This window comes from Sedimenticola selenatireducens, from assembly GCF_963675335.2.
In the GTDB taxonomy this organism is placed as follows: Bacteria; Pseudomonadota; Gammaproteobacteria; order Chromatiales; family Chromatiaceae; genus Sedimenticola; species Sedimenticola selenatireducens.
The window spans coordinates 865,907-888,347 of the sequence record NZ_CAXXYC010000003.1 but is presented as its reverse complement, the minus strand read 5'-3'; the positions used below and the strand labels follow the sequence as shown (position 1 = coordinate 888,347).

Below are 22,441 nucleotides of genomic sequence, written 5' to 3'. Positions count from 1 at the left end.
TCATGACAGGGAGCGCTCCCCCAGCAGCGTTTTATAAATCGACTCACCACTCATCATCAGGGAAATCAGACTGGACAAGGCACAACCGTAGATCACCGGGACCCAATACCAGACAATTGGAATGCCGATTGTCTGGGAAACATCGCCATACTCCATCTGCATGCTTGCATGATTAAAACCAAACCAACCGAACGCCGCCATAATAACGGTACCCAAAAAGGCTGCCAGAGCCGAGATAGCGGCCCGTCCGCGATCACCGAATTTATCGGTGAAGATGGCGACCGCGACATGGCTGCGAGTGATAAAGGCATAGGGAATGGACAAGAAGGCGGATGACAGAACAAGCAGCTGAACAATATCGATCGTACCCTGATAAGTGAAACCGAACAGCTTTCTGGCCAGGATATCGGCCGTGGTGGTAAATACAGCGCCCAGCAGCAGTATCATGCCACTCCAGGCCGACCATTTGCTGATCTGTAGCAGAGCGCGGTTCATTCGTTGAAACATAGTAACCTGTGCGTCGGTTTGAGCGGATGTGGTGATGGACGCCGCCCATCACCACAGCTGCAACTTACTTGCCTTCAAATTCGGCGACATACTCCTGAGCTTTCTGGTAAATTTCGCGGGCATCCTTGACACCCTGCTGCTCAAGGCTGGCGAGATACTTATCAATCACCGGTGCCAGGCGCTCCCGCCACTTGTCCCGCTGTTCACCGGTCAGGCTTGCTATCTCATTACCCTTCTTGACAGCGGCATCCAGGCCTGGCTGATCCCACTGGTTCCACCAGTCTCCGAACTTGTTTACCAGGGTCTGTCCGGACATCTCATCAATCACCTTTCTGACATCCTCCGGCAGGGACCTGTACTTTCGCTCATTCATTACAAAATAGAACGATGTGGTATACGCCTTGGCGTCCAGATGGTAGTTCAACGGTTCGTAGAGCTTAAAGCCGTTCACCGCCTCCCAGGGAAACACGGTACCGTCTATCACGCCCTTCTCAAGGTTTTCATACACCTGGGTGGGTGGCATGCCGACGGGAGACGCACCCAGCTCTTCCAGCATCATGGAGATGGCGAGGGACGGTGCACGCAACCGCAATCCATTCAGATCCTCCATGGTGGTCACTTTTTTGCCGCGCGTATGGATCAGGCCGGCATTGTGCGCATGCAGCGCCAGCACCTTCACACCCTTGTATTCATCCGTCAGGTGATCTGGATAGAGTTTCCACAGGGTTTTACTCGCGGCATCGGCACTTTGAACCAGAAAGGGCAAATCGATAATCGAAGTTTTGGGAAGGCGTCCCCGCGGGATTCCGGAAAGACCATGTGCGATATCCACCACCCCGGCACGCGCCTGGTCCATCTGTTTGGCTACATGACCGAAGGATGAACCCGCCGGAAAAATCTGCACCTTCACCTGTCCGTTGGTGCGTTCTTCCAGCTCTTTGGCCCAAGGCTCCAGGAAATCCCGCTGAATCGGATGTGTCGATGGAAGAAAATGACTCATCTTGAGTTCAATCGGGTTTGCTGCAGATGCAGCAAAACTGGTCAGAGTGGCCGCGATCAACAAGCCGGCTGTTATGGTTCTCTTTATCATGTGCATCCCTCCTCCAGGATCTGCTTGTCAAATGAACTTAGTTGCATGTGCAACCTTTGTCAACAGCAACAATCCACCAAAATAAAAGGGGTAATGCCGAACTATATCGACATAATATAGCTGGCCGCAGGTGCCAAGTGAGCAAACCCGCCGGTTGCTGCATGACGAAACAGGCCCTGCCGGACACCCAAAACACCAATGCCGCACTATCAGGATTGGCGTATTGATTGATCAGGCATCGGCTTTATTGATCTCACCAAGCTGACTGACTGCCTGTTGAAAACGCGCATCGATATCGGCCCGGTCCCCCTTGTTCCGGGCAGATTGAGTTGCCGCCGCATGAACGGCATCGGCATGCCGCCTCAAGACGCTGCGCTGCTGTTGATCAGAGAGTGTTGATGCAACGTCTCCGATCACCTCCAGCATGCGTATCATTACCGCGACGTGGCGGCTACCGGCCTGTCTGATCTGATTAAATGCGATATCGGCAAGGCCTTCAAACTCCACCGCCTTTACCAGTATCCGGGGTTTTCCTCCAGTGTCCCGCCATATTCTTGGCTGTGACCCGCGCATTGCAACCAGGGCAATCCCCGAGCCAAGTTCCTCCACACATGACATTGCGGTGAATGGGTCGTTTATTCCCGGTGACAAAGCCCGTACGCCGATTTCAACAAGTTGTTGAAACGCAAACTCGATATCCTGAACCAGGGTACGCTTATTGCCAAATCGAAACGCATCGTGCAGCAGGACCAACTGATCCACGGGCACGCGTTCACGAGGGTACACTTCAAACAGGGGGGTACCACGAATGACGAACGCCCCCGGGCGATGATATAGCCGGATCAACAGATCATGTCGCTGTGCCCACTCCAGCAATTCCGCCTCTTCAATAGCCTGCAGAATACCCCGGTCACGCGCCGCTATAGGCATGGACGAGAAATCGATCATATCCATCAGGCGCTGCCATTCGGTTTCCTCGGACAATCCTGTCCCGGATCGCTCAGGCATCAGTCGCGTAACGATGAGTTCAAGTTCATTGCGTACATTGGCGATTATTCTGCTGGCATGGATGCTGTCGGCAATGTGATGAATAAAGAATATCAGCGTACCCACACTGAACAGCGCGAACGCCATGGCGGCGGTGGTGCCAAGCTGTGGCACGAAATTTCCCGCAACATCCGATTTCACAGAACGCAATATCAATATGCAAAACACAAAACAAGCCAGAAAAACGCCCAACGCAACCTGGTTATTGCGGTCGCGCATAAAATTGTAGATCAGGCGTGGTCCAAACTGGGAACTGGCGAGTGTCAAAACCACAATAGTCATGGAAAATGTCAGGCTGACAATCGTGATCATGGCGGTGGCAATGGTGGAGAGAATCACCCGAGCAGACTCCGCCGTGCCCAGGAACAGCCAGGATGAGCGGGATGTCTGATCAAACGGGTAACGGTGATCGGCGAAGATCAATAACGATGCCAACCCTATCGACAGCGCTACAATAACAGTTGGCAAAAACCAGTAACTGGAGCGCAACTGATCCCAAAGCTTGTAGAGCCGGGTAATTTTTAACGGTCCCACATGAGCCTCGGCTCCCGATAGATACCGGCATTCAGCCGGTGACAATAAACAGTGGTCTTAAGCACTTACCCGACAGGTTCAGCTACCCGGCCAATCGCCTTAACACAAAGTGTAATATTCCCCCATTTTCGTAATAGGCGAATTCATTGGGTGTGTCGATACGAATTTTTGCCTTGAAACTGATCATACCGCCACTTTCCCTGCGGGCGGATACCACAACCGATTCCTGGCCCTCGGTGATAGCGGGAATTGAAAAATATTCCGTGCCTTCCAGATTGAGCACATCGGCAGATTCCTCCGCCCTGAACTGCAGTGGCAAAATCCCCATGCCGATCAAATTGGAACGATGAATACGCTCGTAACTCTCGGCAATTACCGCCTTGACCCCCAGCAACGCCGGACCCTTGGCCGCCCAGTCGCGGGACGAACCGGTACCGTACTCTTTGCCGGCAAGCACAATGAGGGGTGTCTGCGCTTCTTTATATCGCTCTGCTGCATCAAATATGGAGAGCTGTTCTCCGGATGGAAAGTGGGTGGTCCAGCTACCTTCCGTTCCCGGCGCCAGTTGATTCTGTAGACGGATATTGGCAAAGGTACCGCGCATCATCACCTCATGATTGCCCCGTCGTGACCCATAGGAGTTGAAGTCCTGTGGTGCCACCCGGTGAGCCTGCAGATACCGTCCCGCCGGGCTGTCGACAGCGATGGCGCCAGCCGGTGAAATATGGTCGGTGGTGATACTGTCGGCCACTTTCACCAGGCAACGGGCATCCTCTATCGAGTTCACGCCTGGACGCTTTTCTGCAATACGCTCAAAGAATGTAGGTAGTCGTACATAGGTGGAATCCGACCAGGCATAGCGTTCACCGGTCTCAATCGGCAGATTGTTCCAGATCTCATTCCCGGTGTAGACATCCTGGTATTTCTTCCTGAACATCTCCGCATCCAGCGAACCGGCCATCACTTGCTGAATCTCGCTACTAGCCGGCCAGATATCCGATAATGTCACCGGCTTGCCTTTGGGATCATGACCGATGGGGTCGTTATACAGATCGACATCCATGTTGCCGGCAAGGGCGTAGGCCACTACCAACGGTGGAGATGCCAGGTAGTTGGCTCTGACCTCCTGATGTATCCGCCCTTCAAAATTGCGATTGCCGGAGAGTACCGAGGTGACCAGCAGATTGCCGGCATTGATTCCCTGACTGATCTCTTTGGCCAGCGGTCCTGAATTACCGATACAGGTGGTACATCCATAACCGACCAGATAGAAACCCAGCGCCTCAAGTTCCTCCATCAGTCCGGCACGTTGCAGATAGTCAGTTACCACCTTGGACCCAGGGGCAAAACTGGTCTTGACCCAGGGTTTGGCTTTTAATCCAAGCTTGCGTGCATTTCTTGCCAGAAGACCCGCGGCCACCAGAACGGCCGGATTGGAGGTATTGGTACAGCTGGTAATGGCGGCAATCACCACGGCACCCTGTTCAAGATTGAAGGTCTCCCCCCGATAGGTGACTTCAACCGCACCGGAATCGCTCGGCGGGTGTCCACCCTCTTCATCAAAATCGGTTACATCAGCGGTGGCGGGGGCCTGTTGTCTGTGCTCCGAAAGAAGATGCAAAAAGCTGGCCTTGGCTTCAGTCAATGGGATTCTATCCTGTGGCCGTTTGGGCCCGGCAATGGAGGGCACCACTTCCGACAGGTCCAGTGTCAACAAAGCACTGTAGTCCGCCTCAGGCGTATCCGCATCGTGCCACAACCCCATCCTGCGCGTGTAACTTTCCACCAACTGCAGCGTATGTTCATCCCTGCCGGTCAGTTGCAGGTAACGAATGGTCTCGGCATCTATCGGAAAGATGCCGCAGGTAGCGCCGTATTCCGGTGCCATATTGGCAATAGTGGCGCGGTCGGCAAGCGACAGGTTTGCCAGTCCGTTGCCAAAAAACTCAACGAATTTCCCCACCACACCAAACTGGCGCAGACGCTCGGTCACCGTCAACACCAGATCGGTGGCGGTTGCCCCTTCCGGCAGTTTTCCAACCAGCCGGAATCCCACCACCTGGGGTATCAACATGGTTATCGGCTGACCAAGCATGGCGGCTTCCGCCTCGATTCCCCCCACCCCCCATCCCAGCACACCCAAACCGTTGATCATGGTGGTGTGGGAGTCTGTTCCCACCAGGCTGTCCGGATAGGCCAACTGTTCGCCGTCACACTGCTTTGTAAAGACCCCGCGGGCGAGATATTCGAGATTAACCTGATGCACAATACCGGTACCCGGCGGCACCACACTAAAATTCTCAAAGGCCGTCTGGCCCCAGCGCAGAAACTTGTAACGCTCAAGATTACGCGATATTTCAATTTCCGTATTTTGGTTCAACGCTTCAGCCGTGCCGAAGTGGTCCACCATCACCGAATGATCGATTACCAGTTCCACCGGAGAGAGCGGATTGATACTGGCGGGAGAACCACCCAGTTCGACCATGGCATCACGCATCGCCGCCAGATCCACAATGGCCGGCACACCGGTAAAATCCTGCAGCAGCACCCGGGACGGAACAAAGGCGATCTCCTGTGTTGGTTCGGCCTGTGGATCCCAATTGGCAAGGAACTCGACATCTTCATCCGTCACAAAGATCTCAGACCCGTGCCGCAGCAGGTTTTCCAGCAATATGCGCAGTGAAAAAGGCAGCCGCTCAATTGCATACCGCTTCTGTAGCTGGTCAAAAGGATATATGGTGTAATCTGTTTGCCCGACCGTCAGCGTTACGGCCTGCTTATACGAGGTACTCATCTCCTCAAGTCTCCCTGGTCTGAATTTGAAATGCTGCAGTCACCGCAGCCGGCTGTATAGTCAGAAAATGTTCCGATACTGTCGTAAAGTTTAGCAGCTGATTGAACGGCGCCGGGTCGCGTGCAGAAAAAGACCCAAACCAACATAGAGACACGAGTACGATCACAACCGGGAATCGCCATGCCTTGCCAGATCGAAAGGCGGGATACGCCTGCATTATTAAAATTTGCTCCGGGCTGGAAATCCCAGATGCTAAGATAGGACTGAGATGCAAGAAATTGAAGAAAAGCAAGCACACCCCGCTCCCGCCCTGTTGACACTGGGCTGGAGGGAGTGGCTCGTCCTGCCAAAGCTGGGCATTCCACATATCAAGGCCAAGGTGGACACGGGTGCCCGTACGTCGGCGCTGCACACATTCTTTATCGACCCTTACAAGGAGCGTGGCCGGGACCGGGTGCGCTTCGGTGTTCACCCGCATCAGAGAGATCGAGAAACGGCGATCATCTGCACGGCGGATCTGCTTGATCAGCGGATGGTAACCGATTCGGGCGGGCATCGTGAAAATCGCTATGTGATAGAAACCGAAGCGATCATCGGCTCACTTAGCAAACAGATAGAACTGACATTGACCGATCGGGATACGATGCTGTTTCGGATGCTGCTGGGTCGCACAGCACTGCGCGGCGACTTTCTGGTCGATGCCGCACGCTCATATCAGGCCGGCAAGCCGGACAACCCTTTATCAGAATAACCAGGAAACCACCGAATGAAAATCGCCATACTGTCACGCAATTCCAAACTCTATTCCACCATGCGACTGGTGGAAGCAGCCAAGGCACGCGGACATCAGGTACGAGTGATCGACCCGTTACGTTGCTATATGAACATTACCTCTCACCGGCCATCCATCCACTACAAGGGCGAAACCCTGGATGATTTCGATGCGGTGATCCCGAGAATCGGTGCCTCCATCACCTTCTATGGCACCGCCGTACTGCGTCAGTTCGAGATGATGGGGGTCTACCCGCTGAATGAATCGGTGGCTATCACCCGGGCCAGGGACAAGCTGCGCTCGGCACAACTACTGGCACGCAAGGGCATAGGGCTGCCGGTCACCGGTTTCGCCCACTCGCCGGACGACATCAATGACCTGCTGACCCAGGTCGGCGGCGCACCGGTTGTGATCAAACTGCTGGAGGGCACCCAGGGAATCGGCGTGGTGCTGGCGGAAACTCACAAGGCCGCAGAGAGCGTGATTCAGGCCTTCATGGGGCTCAAGGCCAACATCATGGTCCAGGAGTTCATCGGTGAATCAAAGGGCTCCGATCTGCGTTGCCTGGTGATCGGTGACAAGGTGGTGGCAGCGATGAAGCGCCAGGCGCGGGAAGGCGAGTTCCGATCCAATCTGCATCGCGGCGGCTCGGCCACCCTGGTCCGCATCACCCCCGAGGAGCGCTCCACCGCGGTTCGTGCCGCGCGGGTCATGGGGCTCAATGTCTGTGGTGTTGATCTGCTGCGCTCCAATCACGGCCCGGTGGTGATGGAGGTGAACTCCTCACCCGGTCTGGAAGGGATCGAGAACGCAACCAACAAGGACATCGCCAATACCATTATCGAGTTCATCGAAAAAAACTGCCGCCCCTATCACACCAAAACACGAGGAAAGGGCTGAATGATGAGCAAACCGCTTCGGATCGGTGCTAGCGAGGTGTTGCCGGGGGAAAATCTCACTATTGATCTGCCCATTGCACAACTCTATACCCATACGCCGATGACCATGCCGGTGCATGTAATCCGTGGTCGCAGGGAGGGACCACGGCTGTTCGTCTGCGCCGCCATTCACGGCGATGAGATCAATGGCGTGGAGATTATTCGGCGACTGCTCAGCCTGCCACTGCTGAAAAAACTGCGTGGTGATCTGATCGCAGTCCCCATTGTCAATGTCCCCGGTTTTCTGCACCGTTCACGCTATCTGCCGGACCGGCGGGATCTGAACCGCTCCTTCCCGGGTTCAGAAAAAGGCTCGCTCGCCGGCCGGGTGGCGCACCTGTTTCTGAACGAGATCGTGGCCCAGTGCACCCATGGCATTGATCTGCACACGGCTGCCATCGACCGGGCCAATATGCCCCAGGTGCGGGCCAATCTGGATGATCCGGTTGCCGCCTCCATGGCGGAAGCCTTCCGCACGCCCGTAACGCTCAATGCCGGTCTGCGCGAGGGTTCTGTCCGCCAATCCGGGGCGGCCCTTGGGGTACCGATGGTGGTCTACGAGTGTGGCGAAGCACTGCGTTTCGATGAACACTCAATCCGAATAGGTCTAAGGGGAATCGTGCGGGTAATGCGCCATCTCAATATGTTGCCGGCTTCACGACGGACCAGTACCAAACAGGCCTCGGTCATCACCCATGCCAGCGCCTGGGTGCGCGCCTCCCAGAGCGGCATTCTCAGGGCGGTATCACCTCTTGGGGCAACCGTGAATAAAAATGAAACTCTAGGATATATCAGCGACCCGTTTGGAGAGCGGGAGACCCAGGTGCTGGCACCATGGCGCGGCATTGTGATCGGTCGCACCACGCTGCCTTTGGCCTACCAGGGTGAAGCACTCTACCACATCGCCCGGCTCGGTCGGGACGAAATGGAACTGCTGGAAGACGCCATGCATGAAGAAGATCCACTACCCTCGATCCCCTATCTGCAGGATGAGCCGGTGATTGTGTAGGTCCAGAAGGGAATGGGGCCATTCACAATAGTGGCAGGGCAGACAAGCCGAAAGGCACAACCAGCCTACATGGCTCGCTCAAGCGTTTAGTGCCCACCACCCTTCAGCGCACCAGCCAACCCCTCACACACCGCCTTGGCATCGCCAAAGATGAGTGAGCAGTTATCCTGGTAATAGAGCAGATTATCCACACCGGCATAGCCGGGATTCATGGAACGCTTGATCACATAGATCTGCTTCGCCTTGGAGACATCCAGAATAGGCATGCCGTGAATCGGGCTCGATGGATCAGTCTTGGCCGCCGGGTTGGTCACGTCATTGGCACCTACCACAAGCGCCACATCGGCAGTTGGGAACTCCGGATTGATCTCATCCATCTCCAGCACATGATCGTAGGGGATATCGGCTTCCGCCAGCAGTACATTCATGTGCCCCGGCATGCGCCCCGCCACCGGATGAATGGCAAACTTCACTTCAACACCGCGGGCCAGCAGCAAGTCCATAAACTCCTTAAGGGCATGCTGGGCCTGTGCTACCGCCATGCCATAGCCCGGGATGATGATCACCTTGTTGGCATCTTCCATCCAGTAGATAGCGTCTTCCACAGAAGCAGAACGGACACCCTTCTCCACCGCCAAAGCGGCCGCACTGGAAGCACCGCCGGATGAATCACTGCCGAAACCACCGAATACCACATTGATAATGGAACGGTTCATTGCCCGGCACATGATGTAGGAGAGAATGGCACCGGAAAAACCGACCAAGGCGCCGACGATAATCAACAGATTGTTTTGCAGAGTGAACCCGGTTGCCGCCGCCGCCCAGCCGGAGTAGCTATTGAGCATGGAGATGATCACCGGCATATCGGCACCGCCGATGGGGATAATCAGGGTAAAACCCAGTACAAAGGCGAGCAGAGTCATCAGCGCCAGCGACACCACACTCTCCGTCATGCCGAAGTGCACGCCGAAGGCGACAATCACCACACCCAGCAGGGCATTCAGCAGATGCTGGCCCTTGAAAATTACCGGCTTGCCGCTGATGATGCCCTGCAGTTTACCGAAGGCGATGACCGAACCACTGAAAGTGATGGCGCCGATCACAATACCGACCGCCAGTTCGGTCATCAGCACCGGATTCAGGGTCCCGGCTGCGGCGCGGTTGATATAGGTGCCGATGGCCACCAGCACTGCGGCCATACCGACAAAACTGTGCAGTGCCGCCACCAACTGGGGCATAGCGGTCATTTTTACCTTAGACGCCAGTACGGCACCGATTACGGCACCCGCGGCAACACCAGCGATAATGAAGCCGTATGACTGTACTTCGGCACCCAGCAGTGTAGCCACGATGGCTAGTGCCATACCGGCCATACCGTAGTAATTACCGCGCCGGGCGGTAGCCGGGTGGGTTAAGCCCTTCAGGGCAAAAATAAACAGAATGGCGGAGACCAGATAGGCAAGTGCCTGGTAGTTGGCTGAAATCTGCATTGCAAACGGGCTCCCTTATTTCTTCTTTTTAAACATGGCGAGCATGCGATTGGTCACCAGGAAGCCACCGAACACATTGATCGAGGCCAGCAAAACGGCAAAGAATCCCATAACCCTCGCAGCGGCGCTCGCCTCTTCAAGCCCGGCGACCAGAAGCGCACCCACAATAATGATCCCCGAAATGGCGTTAGTGAGGGATACCAGCGGCGTATGCAGTGAAGGGGTAACACCCCAGATTACGTAATAACCAATAAAGCAAGCGAGCACAAAAACGTAGAGTGCTACCAATGTATCAGGCATCTAACTGCCCTCCTGTTAAATTCAAACCGTGCAGCCCTGTTATCCATGAGATCTGTCTTATGCTGATTGCAAGTGCATTGATAACCTGCAACCCATGCGACTGAAAGCGTTATTCACCTATTCCCGGTATCGCTGTCCGTCGACTACTTCGACTCGGGCCTGACCAATGCCGCCTGGGTAATCTCATCCAGTTCAAAATCATTCAACACTGGCTTACCCTCTTCCACCGCGACCATGATATCGAGCAAATTGGCGATATTCTTGGCATAGAACGCACTGGCGTCCGATGGCATCATGGCGGGATAGTTGGTATGCCCCACCAGTATCACGCCTTCCTTGTTGACCACTTGATCCTTTTCCGTCAACGGACAGTTGCCACCGGTCTCCGCTGCGAGATCGACAATCACCGACCCCTCGCGCATCCGGTTGACCACTTCTTCAGTGACCAGAACAGGCGCGGGTCGACACGGGATCAGCGCAGTGGTTATCAGGATGTGTGCCTTGCTCAGCTCATCAGCCAGCAGTTGCTGCTGTTTCGCCTTGGCTTCATCCGAAAGTTCCTTGGCATAGCCGCCTTCACCGGAACCGCTCTCGCCAATCTCCAGGTCAATCGGTTTGGCACCCAGCGAAAGTATCTGCTCCCGCGTCTCGGGCCTGATATCGTAGGCGTATACATCGGCTCCGAGACGGCGTGCGGTGGCGATGGCCTGCAGACCCGCAACACCGACACCCAGCACCACCAGCCGTGCCGGCTTGGCTGATCCGGCGGAGGTCATCATCAAGGGTAAAAAACGTCCAAAAAGGCTGGCCGCCTCAATCACCGCGCGATAACCGGCGATATTACTCTGGGACGAAAGTGCATCCATCGACTGGGCACGGGAGATGCGAGGCACCCGCTCCAGGGCAAGCGGTCGAATGTTTTTATCAAACATGGCACGCAGGATGTCGTCCTCTTCACAGGTCTCGATAAAACCGACCAGCACCGCACCATCGGTCATCATGGCGACTTCATCAAGATCCGGTTTGCGCACTTTCAGCACGATGTCAGCCGCCAGCGCAGCAGCCCGGTCCACCAATGTCGCACCGGCCTGTTCAAATTCCGCATCGGTAAAATGCGCGGCTTCCCCGGCGCCCTTCTCGAGCAGCACTGAAAAGCCTTTGGAAACCAGTTTTTTTACCACATCAGGCGTGGAAGCAACCCGCGTCTCCCCTGGCCGTGTCTCTCTCGGAACCCCAATTTTCATATTATTCAGCTTTCAGAAAAAACCCACAAAAAAGGTTAATTTATTAATAAAAACAGGCCATTATGTTTATTAAAATCACGCCATACAAGCGGGAAATCTTATGGAATGCCAAAAAAAAATTTATCCGCACAGTACCCTTGACATGACCGACTACACAGCAGTCGAAAAAGCTATCTAGAGTGAGTGTAGTGGTTTTTTTCTTGACTTTCAGAGATTTTCGTCAATGACAAAAAGTAAGGATTAAAGCGATCGGACCTGCAGACCTGGGTATCCTGGCATAGCGCTATGACCGAACACCCGGCGAGCAGCTGCCAGCCATGCAAATACCCGGGCACACAAAATCGCGTGCCTCAACGAGAGCGTATCGCCTTGGCGATGCGTGATGAGACCTCTTCGATCGAATGGGTGGTGGTATCAAGTACCCAGATATTGTGTTTCCGGAACATCTGCAACGCCTGCCTGACTTCCGAAGTGCAACGCTTCAGTGAGGCGTACTCACTACCCGGCCGCCGCTCTTCACGGATACGGTTCAAACGTGGCGGATCAATGGTCAGGGCAACCAGCTTATCCTTGTGTTTAAGCAGACTGTCGGGGATTTTATTCTGTTCAAAATCATCCGGTGTCAGAGGATAGTTAGCAGCCTTGATACCGAAATGCATGGCCAGGTAGAGACAGGTGGGGGTCTTGCCGGAACGCGATACGCCGATCAGGATCACGTCCGCCTGATCATACTTGTCCAGGCGGGCTCCATCATCATTCACCATGGCGAAGTTGATGATATCCATCCGGTCCTCATAGCTGTCGCCATTCAGCATACCGTGACTCAGGCCGGTCTTGCCGGAGGGATTGACCCCAAGCTCCCGGCTCAAGGGCGCGATAAAGGTGTCGAACAATTCGATATAAAGGCAGTTTGAGCGCTTCAGAATGACTCGCGTTTCATACTCCACCATGGTGGCAAAGACAATCGGACGGGCTCCGTCCCGCTTCGCCACCATGTCGAACTGTTTGGCCAGTTTCCGGGCCTTCTCGACCGTGTTGATAAACGGCATATAGATCGCCTTGAATTCGATGGTCTGCTCGAATTGGGAGATCAGGCTGTGTCCCAGCGTTTCTGCCGTGATACCGGTGCTCTCCGAGACATAATATACCGTGCGTTGTCGGGTCATCTGCTTTCCGTAGGATTAAACATTCCGCTGGGGATCCTGTGCCATGGCAATGGCGGTGTCCAGCATGCGATTGGCGAACCCCCACTCGTTATCGAACCAGGTGACCACCTTGGCGAAGTGATGGTTACAGACCTGGGTCTGGTTGCTGTCAACAATGGACGAGCGGGAATCATGATTGAAATCGCAGGAGACCAACAGTTCCTCGATATAGCCAAACAACCGGCCACCCTGCTTTTCACTCAGCGCCCTGAGCACCTGGTTGAGCTCGTTGCGGGTGGCCGGCCGTTCGAGTTCCACCGAGAGATCCATCATCGAGACATTGATGGTGGGGACGCGGATCGCCTGGGCATGCACACGATTGTTAAGTTCCGGCAATATCCTTACCACGCCTCGGGCCAATCCCGTTTCAACCGGGATAATCGACTGCAACGCGGAACGGGTCTTGCGCAGGTCCGTATCGTAGGCGTCAATCACCGGCTGATCATGCATGGCCGAATGGATCGTGGTGATCAGGGCACATTCGATACCGAAACTCTCCTGTAGCGCGTTCAGTACCGGAATAATGGCATTGGTGGTGCAGGAAGCATTGGAGACAATGGTATCGGTCGACTGCAGCAGATGATCATTGACGCCATAGACAATGGTGGCATCCACATCCGGCTCCGCCGGATGGGAAAACAGCACTTTTCCGGCGCCGGCGCGGATGTGTCGTTCGGCGTCCTGGCGAGACTTGAACACGCCGCTGCATTCGAGCACCAGGTCCACTTCAAGCGCACGCCAGGGCAATGACTCGGGATCAGGCTCGGAGAGCAGCGCAACTTTGTCTCCATCGATCAGCAGATGCCGCTCATCCCGCGTCACGCTGCCGGGAAAGCGGCCATGCGTGGTATCGTATTTGGTCAGGTGGGTCACCACATTGAGATCGGCCAGCTCATTGATGGCGACGATCTCTATATGGCTACGATAATAGGGCGACTCATACAGGGCTCGCAGAATACAACGGCCAATGCGTCCATAACCATTGATGGCAACTTTTAGTTTCATTTAACCGGATGCTCGATTTTAGGACTGGCCGATCAGTGCGGACCGCTGGCAATAGCTCAAGAAGGCCATATTTTCCCATATTCGGCGGCCATTTCCCAGCCGAATACAGATACCATACGGCTCGGTGCTCAGTATGAATAATCGCTTCAAGGACCACTTCTCCAAAGATTCTACCGCCTACTCACAATATCGGCCGGGCTACCCACCGGACCTGTTTGAATATCTGGCATCCCTGACCAAAACCCGCCACATCGCTTGGGATTGTGCCACTGGCAGCGGTCAGGCGGCATACCAGTTGGCCGGGTATTACGACCGGGTTATCGCTACCGATGCCAGCAGCAGCCAGATCGCCGCAACGACATCGCACGACAACATAGACTATCGGGTCGCTACAGCGGAGCAGAGCGGCATAGATGATGCCTCCGTTGATCTGGTGACGGTCGCACAGGCTCTGCACTGGTTTGATCTGAAGGCGTTCTTCGACGAGGTAAGGCGGGTGGTCAAACCCGGAGGAGTAATTGCGGTCTGGAGTTACAACTTATTGAAAATAGCTCCAGGGATCGACCCAGTCATCGACAGGCTGTATCACGACACGCTGCAGGGCTATTGGCCGGAGGAACGGGAACGGGTGGAACGGGGCTATGGGGATATCCCTTTCCCTTTCACACCAGTCTCTACAATGCCGGTCTTCTCAATGACCGCCGACTGGAGCCTGCCCCACCTGCTGGGTTATCTGGGCACCTGGTCAGCCGTGCAACGAATGATCCAAGAGACCGGACATAATCCCGTTGAGCAGATCGGGCAAGCGCTGACCCGCATCTGGGGCGACCCAGACAAACCGCGCCCCGTGGCCTGGCCGCTGAGTATCAGGGTCGGTTACAACCCCTGATACCCAACCGCCATTCACTCAGGGCGTAACCGGATGGATGGTTCAGCCGCCAAGCAGGGATGCGCGTTGGCGTCGGTTTTGTGATGAACGCCGGTTGCCGTTGGTTGCAGCCGGAGCCGACTGGCCCTGGCTTCTGGCCTCCGCAGGGCGTTGATGCCGATCGGTATTAGCCTTGGCAGCATGGTTTCCCGCCTTTCCCTTCACCGGTTCGGAGCGTTCACGCCTGACCGGTTTCTCCTGGTGGGTCTGCGCTTTCTGGCCATTGCCACGCTTGCGCGGGGCCTGCTGCTGCCTGCCGCGGCCACGATCACCGCCGCCGTTGCGGCCGTTCTTGATCGGTTCCGGCTTGATGCTGGGATCAGGCTCATAGCCGGCCAGAACTTCACGATCCAGTTCGCGATTCAGCACGCGTTCGATATCACGTAATAATCGATGCTCATCCACGCAAACCAGTGAAATCGCCTCGCCCTCGTTACCGGCACGCCCGGTACGGCCGATACGATGCACATAATCCTCCGGCACATTGGGCAACTCATAGTTGACGACATGGGGCAGTTGATCAATATCCAGCCCGCGCGCGGCGATATCAGTGGCCACCAGGACGCGGATCTCGCCCTGCTTGAAGCCGGCCAGGGCACGGGTACGTGCCCCCTGGCTCTTGTTACCATGAATCGCAGCGGCACTCAGTCCATCCTTCTCCAATTGCTGTGCCAGACGGTTGGCACCATGCTTGGTGCGGGTAAACACCAGCACCTGACGCCAGTTGCGCGAACCGATAAGGAACGAGAGCAGCTCGCGCTTGCGCTCGCGATCGACCGGATAGACTCGCTGTTCAACCGTTTCGGCTGCTGTATTTCTCCGGGCTACTTCAATCAGAACGGGGGCATTCAGCAGTTTATCCGCAAGGGTCTTGATCTCTTGCGAGTAGGTGGCGGAGAAGAGCAGGTTCTGCCGATTCGAGGGCAGCATCGCCAGCACCTTGCGGATATCATGGATAAAACCCATGTCCAGCATCCGGTCCGCCTCGTCCAGCACCAGGATTTCCACATGAGAGAGGTCCAGGGTTTTCTGCTGGGCGTGATCGAGCAGACGCCCCGGCGTCGCCACCAGGATATCCACCCCGTGGCGCAGCTTCTCAATCTGTGGATTGATCTTCACGCCGCCAAACACCACGGTGGATTTCAGCGGCAGATGTGCTCCGTAGGTCTCAATACTCTCAGCGACCTGTGCGGCCAGTTCGCGGGTGGGCGTCAACACCAGGGCGCGAATGGGGCGGCGCCCCTTGCCCTGACAGTGCTGACTCAGCAATTGCAGCAGTGGCAAAGTGAAGCCGGCAGTTTTGCCGGTGCCCGTCTGGGCGCCGGCGAGAATATCCTTTCCCTCAAGCACGACGGGGATGGCTTGACGCTGTACAGGCGTCGGCTCCGTGTAACCCTGTTCTGAGACAGCACGGAGTATTTCGGCGGAAAGGCCGAGTGAATCAAACGACATACGAATAAATGCTCCTGAATGCCTACCCTTCATGGGGCCAGCCTAGGCAAAACGATGAAAGATGCTAAATCGAGGTGTTCCTGAAGGTGTTACCGCGATGGAGTTACGCAGACCGGAGTGCGTGAAGGCCGCCATTCTAGCCCTTTCCGCCAGAAACACAAGCAAATCCGTGGGATATCCGCACAGGGGCAGCCCACGGGAAGGTTTGAATTCAGGATTTACCCCGGTGGACAGGTCGGGTCAGCCGAACGGGTAACCCGACATGATCTTGTCACGGGCGGCGGTTCCGGCTTGTCGAATTACGCTACGCGAATCCGACTACCTGTCAGTCCTCCCCTCAGCGGACAATGTTAGCTGTACAGCAACTGCGACCAGCGACCCTGCTGGGCCATCTGCTCCTTAAGCGCCTCCCAGTTTTCGCTGGAGCCCGCTGCTTCACTGAAGACATGGTCCATTGCCTTTTGAACCTTGGCAAGCCCTGCGACACAGACATAGGTATCGGGCTTCTGGATCAACGACCACGCTTCCTCAACATGCAGATCGAGTGACTGTTCAAGCGCCTCTGCATCACTCATCAGAGGGCGATTGGCCAGTGCGTTATAGGCGATAAAGGTTTCCTCATCAAAGAACTCTTTCAGATCGCTGTTGTGGTCATTCATGTAGAGCATATCCATGCCGGTCCGGGCGCCGTAGAACAGTCGCACCTGGCCTTTCCAGCCCCCCTGCTGCCGGTAAATGTGCTGCATGAAAGCCCGGAACGGGGCAATGCCGGTGCCGACGCCGATCATCACCAGATTGGCACGGTTGTCGGAGGGCACATTGAACGGACTTTTATAAGGCCCGGTCACAGAGAGGCTCTGACCAACCTGCGCATCGCAGAGAAAGTTGGAAGCAACGCCGGGATAGCGTTCGCCATTCACCGGGTCGATATAGAAACAGCGCCGTACCAGAATGGAAAACTCTACACTCTCTTCGTTTGATCTGCTGCGGTCATTGGCGATGGAGTAGCGCCGCATATGGTACTTGTTACCAAACGCGTGCGGTCCGGGCACCACCACACCAATGGATTGGCCTTCACGATAGCGGAACGAGGGCTCATTAACCCGCAGCACGATATGCCGTACCTCATCCGTCGACTCGGGCGTGATACGCCGACTCTCGATGACCTCGGCCACTACCGCAGGACCCAATTCAGTTTCACTCATGCTTTTCTCCGCACTTTAAAATTTTTGCTTGGAGCCTGTCGGGTTTAACACGGCTTTTCCTCGCTACGACCTGTCAAATCCGACAGGCTCGTGACTATCTTTTGCAACTCGAACCACCACTGCAGGAGCAGTTACCGCCGCATCCCCGCTTCTCCTGATAAGGTCCGAACTCCGGATGCCGACGGGCGAACTCTCGCGCCATCTGTTGCACCATGATCCAGCCGACCAGCACACCCATGATGACCGCACTGGCCAATAGTACCTTAAGCATGGGAACCTCCCAATCCGGCAAAACCCATAAATGCCAGCGACAGCAGGCCGGCCAGCATCAGGCCCATGGCCGCCCCCTGACTGACGGTGGGCAGTTTCGCCAGCTCCAGTTTCTCACGCAAACCCGCCATTAGCATCAGGGCAATAGTGAATCCCACTCCAGCCCCGGTACTGAACGCCAGAGACTGAAAGAAATCATACTCGCGGAAAGTCTGGAACAGGGCCAGACCGAGAATGGCGCAGTTGGTGGTGATCAGGGGCAGAAAAATGCCCAGTGCCCGGAACAGCGCGGGGCTGAACTTTTTAACCGTCATCTCCACCAGTTGCACGGCCGACGCAATCACGGCGATATAGCAGATCAAACGCAGGAATTCGATCTCGAACTTCACCAGAATCCAGTTGATGCCATAGGCGGAGATGGAACTGACCAGCATCACGAACATGGTCGCAAGGCCCATGTTCCAGGCGGTCTCTTTCTTGGCCGATACGCCGAGGAAGGGGCAAAGTCCCAAAAACAGCGCCAGCACAAAATTGTTGATCAGCGCCGCATTGAGAAAGATGAATGTGAGTGAATTAGGATCCATTGGCTACGGCCCCCTCAGCGTTCAGCAGTTTCTGCTCCTTGCGCTGTTTCAGATAATCGAACAACAGTAACCAGGCCCCCAGTACAAAGAAACCGCCTGGCGGCAGAATCATCACCACCCAGGGTTCAAAATTGCTGCTGAAGATCTGCACACCAAGAATGGTGCCGGCACCAAGCAATTCACGCACCGTCCCGAGACAGAGCAGCGCGATGGTGAATCCGGTGCCCATGCCGATGGCGTTAATAACAGATGCCCCGACCTTCTGTTTCGATGCATAGGCCTCGGCCCGTCCGAGAATCACACAGTTGGCGACAATCAGTTGGATAAAGGCACCCAGGGCGTTGTACAGGTCCAGGCTGATCGCCTGGATCACGTAGTCGACGATGGTCACAAAGGTAGCGATGATAATGATATAGGTGGCGATGCGCACCTGCTTGGGAATCATCTTGCGCAACAGCGACACCAGCGTGCTGGACGCCACCAGCACGAACAGCGTGGCCAGTCCCATGGCAATTGCATTCATGGTGGAGTTGGTCACCGCCAGCACCGGACAGAGCCCGAGCAACATGACGAATACCGGGTTCTCTTCCCAGAGCCCCCTCATGAAGGTATCCAGGGTCACCTTCTCCTGTTTATTGGGCAGTACTGACATGCTTTCTACCTCAATTGGCCTGTCCGGCTCTTAACTCATCCAGATGCTTTATGATCAACGGGAACATGCGCTGCCCGCTGTCGTTGATCATGCGTCCGATCGCCTTGGAGGAGATGGTGGCACCGGAAATTGAATCGATCTCCCACTGCTCCCGCTTGGTCCCGTGCTTGACCGTGACAATGGTGTTCTCCAGCGCGTTCTTTGCTTCGTTCAGCCGGGCATCCAGCGCTTCGAAGTTTTTCAAAAAATCCGGATCGAACGCAATCTTGTCCCCCAGCCCTGGCGTCTCCGCCATTTTCAGCACCTTGATACCGGTGACACACTGGCAGTCCTGGTTGTAACCGTAAAGAATTCGGATCACATCCTGATAGCCGGTAGCCGCCGCTTCCAGGGCAACACCCTTCAGCTCGCCCTTGGCGTCGTAGGCGGCATAGACCTTTTCACCCTTCAAGTCCTTCCCTCCCGCGTCGAACAGACCATCCGGACCGAGAATAAAATCCTTTTTACTCACCACGCCAGGTATCACCCTCGATACTGCCTGCTCAATGGCTATGCGCTTGTTTTCCTCAATAATCGGCTGGGTATACTGAAACACCAGCACCACCAGAAGACCGGAGAGCATGGCAATACCACCCAGGGTACGCAGCATGGCGAAGCTGGGGGTCTGGGGCTGAATCTGACTCTGTTCCGCACTGCTCATGACTCGGCCTCTTTACTGGTAGCGCCATAGATTCTCGGCTGGGTCACTGAGGCGATCAGCGGAGAGAGGGCATTGGCCACCAGAATGGCGTACATCACCCCCTCGGTGAGGCCGCCGAACTGCCGGATCAGGACCGTCAGGACACCGATGACAGCCCCATAGAGCCATACACCCCGCGGGGTCATGGGCGAGACCACCATGTCGGTGGCCATGAACATGGCACCCAGCATCAAACCGCCCGACAGGATCACAAACAGTGGCGTCGGATAGATTGCCGGATTCATCAGATGAAGCGGACCGGATATCAGGGCGGTGGCGAGAAATATCGCGGCAGGAATACGCCAGTCCATCATCTTGCGGAAAGCCAGATAGAGCCCGCAGACAAAGATCAGCAATGCCGAGGTCTCGCCGGCGGAACCCGCCACGCTGCCGGTCAACAGATCCAGGGTACCGGCTGTGATATGTTCAAACTTCTGCAGGGCCAGCGGGGTCGCCCCGGTAAAACCATCCACGGCATGCGATTTCACCCAGAGTCCGGTATCCACCGGGGACATGAAAGGGAGCGCCAGGGTGGAGGGGATAAATTCGTAAAAACGCCCCGCCGCAAAACCCGGTGTCCAGGTGGTGATGGCAACCGGAAAGGCTGCCTGAACAAAGGCGCGCCCCACCAGTGCGGGATTCATGACGTTGTAGCCCAGGCCACCGAACAGCGACTTGCCCAGACCAATCGCGATAAAACCGGCCACCGCCGCCATCCAGAGCGGGAAGCCGGGTGGCAGGGTCAGGGCCAGCAGCAGGCCTGTGATGACTACGCTGAAATCCCCGACGCTGTTGGGCCGCCCGGAGAGCCGGCAAAACAGGGATTCGGTCAGGATACAGGTCAGGGTGGTCACCAGGATAAGCACCAGTGCACTGATACCGAACTGATAGACCGACCAGCCACACACCGGCAACAGGGCATACACCACATTGCGCATGATCTGCTCGACGGAGATTGCCTTCTTCAGATGGGGGGAAGTACGGATCTCGACAACTTTTTTCTGTTTTCTACTCATGCTCTACTCTGCAGGGGGCTTCCGGTCCCGTTCACTACTCAGGGGTGGTGGCAACCCGCCACAGCATCAACTCCACACCCTCGATTAAACATCTCGCTCACACCTAACTCGTGCAAACCGTTGCTACAATGGATATCCCCGTAGGAGCGGCTTCAGCCGCGAAGGGGGTCCCCGACCACGCACAGGTCGCAGCTAAAGCAGCTCCTACATACCCTTCCGCTTCACGGCCTGCGACCATCCCTGGACAAATCAGGCGGCGGCAGCCCTGGCCTCCCGGTTCACCGCCTTGGCGATACGGAAATATTGGGTCAGCGGAATATTCGATGGGCAGACATAACTGCAACAACCACATTCAAAACAGTCGTTGAGATGAAAATCGGCTGCCATCACATCGTATTGCCGGACACTGGCCAGTTGACCCAGCATGGACGGATTGAGATTAATCGGACAGGCATCCAGACAGGCGCCGCATTTGATACAGGGATATACGGGCCGCTCCTGCTGGTCTTCCGCCTCTACCTCAAACACCACCACGCCGGACAAGCCTTTGGTGACCGGCACATCCAGTGAGGCGACGGTCATACCCATCATCGGTCCCCCGACGATCACCTCGTTGGCCTCTGAGCTCGAACCCACCTGCTCCATCAGAAAACGCAGCGGCGTGCCGATCGGCACCAAATAGTTACCCGGTTTACCAACCCCTGGACCCGACACGGTCACTACCCGCTCGATCAGGCCACGACTGCGCGGTATCAACTCACCCAGTTGCGCCATGGTACCCACGTTGTATACCGCCACGCCAATATCTACCGGCAATCCACCGGAGGGCACTTCCCTGTTCAGCAGGCTTTTGATGAGCATCTTTTCCGCGCCCTGTGGATATTTGGTTTCCACTGCCTCACAGCTGATCGCCTCACCTGCGGGCAGTTTATCCCGGATCGCTTTCACCGCATCCAGCTTGTTATCTTCGACACCGATAATGGCCTGCCTGGCACCGGTGGCGCGCATGATGGTGCGGATACCGGCAATCAGCCTGTCGGTCTGCTCCAGCATCACCCGATGATCACAGGTGAGATAGGGCTCGCACTCGCAGCCGTTGATAATCAGGGTCTCGATTATCTTCCCTTCTGGCGGTAGCAGCTTCACATGACTGGGAAAGGCCGCACCGCCCAGTCCCACCATGCCACTGGCCTGCACCGCCTTGATCAACTCATCCCGGGTCAGCGTATCCAGGTCCTGATCCAGTCCGTACAGCACCTCCTGGGTCGCGGCCTCATAAGTCTCTATAACAATCGCCGGGGTCTTGGGGCCGGCGGCCGTGGGCACCAGATGGTCAATGGAGCGCACTATACCGGTTACCGGGGCGTGCATCGGGACTGAAACAAATCCACCTGCCTCGGCTATCGGCTCACCACGGACCACCTCCTGCCCCGGTTTTACCAACGCAACGGCAGGGGCACCGATATGCTGGGCAAGCGGTACATATACTTTCGGGGCAAACGGCAAACGCTTGATCGCCAGATGCGCCGTCTGCTCCTTGTGGTCCATGGGATGCACACCATGCCTGAAGGTCCGGGCGCGCTTGAATAGATTGAGTAGACCCATTCTCTCTCCGCTTATCTCAACAACCTGACCGATCGCTCGGTGTGACCGCCAGGCG

Annotated in this window: 21 protein-coding genes; 4 read left to right on the top strand and 17 right to left on the bottom strand. The window is 55.9% G+C overall.

Annotated features, from left to right (window positions below):
- The 4 genes from ACHZBF_RS07800 to acnA all read right to left on the bottom strand — a co-directional run bounded on the left by ACHZBF_RS07800 (position 1) and on the right by acnA (position 5,972).
- Complete coding sequence (locus ACHZBF_RS07800; protein ID WP_051301832.1) at positions 1 to 495, bottom strand: TRAP transporter small permease; 495 nt, start codon at positions 493 to 495, stop codon at positions 1 to 3.
- Between the two features lie 76 nt (positions 496 to 571).
- A complete protein-coding gene (locus ACHZBF_RS07795) occupies positions 572 to 1,597 on the bottom strand; it encodes a TRAP transporter substrate-binding protein (RefSeq protein WP_321528122.1) in 1,026 nt (341 codons plus the stop codon).
- A 231-nt stretch (positions 1,598 to 1,828) separates the two neighbouring features.
- Positions 1,829 to 3,178 (bottom strand): DUF2254 domain-containing protein, encoded by a 1,350-nt coding sequence (locus tag ACHZBF_RS07790; protein WP_321528121.1) that lies wholly within the window; start codon positions 3,176 to 3,178, stop codon positions 1,829 to 1,831.
- Positions 3,179 to 3,260: 82 nt separating this feature from the next.
- A complete protein-coding gene (gene acnA / locus ACHZBF_RS07785) occupies positions 3,261 to 5,972 on the bottom strand; it encodes an aconitate hydratase AcnA (protein WP_321528120.1) in 2,712 nt (903 codons plus the stop codon).
- A gap of 268 nt (positions 5,973 to 6,240) precedes the next feature.
- On the opposite strand from acnA, the gene ACHZBF_RS07780 reads away from it, so the two are divergent.
- From ACHZBF_RS07780 to ACHZBF_RS07770, 3 genes are read left to right on the top strand one after another with little or no spacing between them, the layout of a single operon-like run.
- Positions 6,241 to 6,723: an ATP-dependent zinc protease family protein gene (locus tag ACHZBF_RS07780; RefSeq protein WP_273437711.1), complete on the top strand. Its 483-nt coding sequence runs from the start codon at positions 6,241 to 6,243 to the stop codon at positions 6,721 to 6,723.
- Between the two features lie 15 nt (positions 6,724 to 6,738).
- Positions 6,739 to 7,644 carry a 30S ribosomal protein S6--L-glutamate ligase gene (rimK, locus tag ACHZBF_RS07775; protein ID WP_321528119.1) on the top strand — a complete coding sequence of 302 codons (906 nt, stop codon included), beginning with the start codon at positions 6,739 to 6,741 and terminating at the stop codon, positions 7,642 to 7,644.
- 3 nt (positions 7,645 to 7,647) lie between these two features.
- Entirely contained in the window at positions 7,648 to 8,691 is a 1,044-nt protein-coding gene (locus ACHZBF_RS07770; protein WP_394707569.1) for a succinylglutamate desuccinylase/aspartoacylase family protein, read from the top strand.
- Positions 8,692 to 8,777: 86 nt separating this feature from the next.
- On the opposite strand, the gene ACHZBF_RS07765 is transcribed toward ACHZBF_RS07770, so the two are convergent.
- The 5 genes from ACHZBF_RS07765 to ACHZBF_RS07745 form a co-directional block, all read right to left on the bottom strand.
- Positions 8,778 to 10,181: an NAD(P)(+) transhydrogenase (Re/Si-specific) subunit beta gene (locus ACHZBF_RS07765; protein WP_321528118.1), complete on the bottom strand. Its 1,404-nt coding sequence runs from the start codon at positions 10,179 to 10,181 to the stop codon at positions 8,778 to 8,780.
- A gap of 15 nt (positions 10,182 to 10,196) precedes the next feature.
- On the bottom strand, positions 10,197 to 10,481 hold the full coding sequence (locus ACHZBF_RS07760) for a proton-translocating transhydrogenase family protein (protein ID WP_273437720.1): 285 nt from the start codon (positions 10,479 to 10,481) through the stop codon (positions 10,197 to 10,199).
- Between the two features lie 143 nt (positions 10,482 to 10,624).
- Positions 10,625 to 11,725 (bottom strand): Re/Si-specific NAD(P)(+) transhydrogenase subunit alpha, encoded by a 1,101-nt coding sequence (locus tag ACHZBF_RS07755; RefSeq protein ID WP_321528117.1) that lies wholly within the window; start codon positions 11,723 to 11,725, stop codon positions 10,625 to 10,627.
- 350 nt (positions 11,726 to 12,075) lie between these two features.
- Complete coding sequence (gene ppsR, locus ACHZBF_RS07750; RefSeq protein WP_288105952.1) at positions 12,076 to 12,891, bottom strand: posphoenolpyruvate synthetase regulatory kinase/phosphorylase PpsR; 816 nt, start codon at positions 12,889 to 12,891, stop codon at positions 12,076 to 12,078.
- Positions 12,892 to 12,906: 15 nt separating this feature from the next.
- The gene (locus ACHZBF_RS07745) at positions 12,907 to 13,935 is read right to left on the bottom strand and encodes a type I glyceraldehyde-3-phosphate dehydrogenase (protein WP_321528116.1); all 1,029 of its coding nucleotides are present in this window, start codon (positions 13,933 to 13,935) and stop codon (positions 12,907 to 12,909) included.
- A gap of 133 nt (positions 13,936 to 14,068) precedes the next feature.
- Here ACHZBF_RS07745 and ACHZBF_RS07740 point away from each other — a divergent pair, with 133 nt between their 5' ends.
- Positions 14,069 to 14,824 carry a class I SAM-dependent methyltransferase gene (locus ACHZBF_RS07740; RefSeq protein WP_273437728.1) on the top strand — a complete coding sequence of 252 codons (756 nt, stop codon included), beginning with the start codon at positions 14,069 to 14,071 and terminating at the stop codon, positions 14,822 to 14,824.
- 42 nt (positions 14,825 to 14,866) lie between these two features.
- Here ACHZBF_RS07740 and rhlE read toward each other — a convergent pair whose 3' ends face one another.
- From rhlE to rsxC, 8 genes are all read right to left on the bottom strand, one after another.
- Complete coding sequence (gene rhlE, locus ACHZBF_RS07735; protein WP_321528115.1) at positions 14,867 to 16,315, bottom strand: ATP-dependent RNA helicase RhlE; 1,449 nt, start codon at positions 16,313 to 16,315, stop codon at positions 14,867 to 14,869.
- Between the two features lie 350 nt (positions 16,316 to 16,665).
- Positions 16,666 to 17,520 (bottom strand): ferredoxin reductase domain-containing protein, encoded by an 855-nt coding sequence (locus tag ACHZBF_RS07730; RefSeq protein WP_273437731.1) that lies wholly within the window; start codon positions 17,518 to 17,520, stop codon positions 16,666 to 16,668.
- Between the two features lie 94 nt (positions 17,521 to 17,614).
- Positions 17,615 to 17,791 carry a hypothetical protein gene (locus tag ACHZBF_RS07725; RefSeq protein WP_169720360.1) on the bottom strand — a complete coding sequence of 59 codons (177 nt, stop codon included), beginning with the start codon at positions 17,789 to 17,791 and terminating at the stop codon, positions 17,615 to 17,617.
- Positions 17,784 to 18,374 carry an electron transport complex protein RnfA gene (locus ACHZBF_RS07720; protein WP_029132388.1) on the bottom strand — a complete coding sequence of 197 codons (591 nt, stop codon included), beginning with the start codon at positions 18,372 to 18,374 and terminating at the stop codon, positions 17,784 to 17,786. The genes ACHZBF_RS07725 and ACHZBF_RS07720 overlap by 8 nt, the downstream gene beginning before the upstream one ends.
- Positions 18,364 to 19,026 carry an electron transport complex subunit RsxE gene (rsxE, locus tag ACHZBF_RS07715; protein WP_288105963.1) on the bottom strand — a complete coding sequence of 221 codons (663 nt, stop codon included), beginning with the start codon at positions 19,024 to 19,026 and terminating at the stop codon, positions 18,364 to 18,366. Before rsxE ends, ACHZBF_RS07720 begins: the two co-directional genes overlap by 11 nt.
- A 10-nt stretch (positions 19,027 to 19,036) precedes the next feature.
- Complete coding sequence (locus ACHZBF_RS07710) at positions 19,037 to 19,726, bottom strand: FMN-binding protein (RefSeq protein ID WP_029132386.1); 690 nt, start codon at positions 19,724 to 19,726, stop codon at positions 19,037 to 19,039.
- The gene (locus ACHZBF_RS07705) at positions 19,723 to 20,781 is read right to left on the bottom strand and encodes an RnfABCDGE type electron transport complex subunit D (RefSeq protein WP_029132385.1); all 1,059 of its coding nucleotides are present in this window, start codon (positions 20,779 to 20,781) and stop codon (positions 19,723 to 19,725) included. Before ACHZBF_RS07705 ends, ACHZBF_RS07710 begins: the two co-directional genes overlap by 4 nt.
- A gap of 249 nt (positions 20,782 to 21,030) precedes the next feature.
- On the bottom strand, positions 21,031 to 22,386 hold the full coding sequence (rsxC, locus tag ACHZBF_RS07700) for an electron transport complex subunit RsxC (RefSeq protein ID WP_321528114.1): 1,356 nt from the start codon (positions 22,384 to 22,386) through the stop codon (positions 21,031 to 21,033).
- Positions 22,387 to 22,441: the final 55 nt, after the last annotated feature.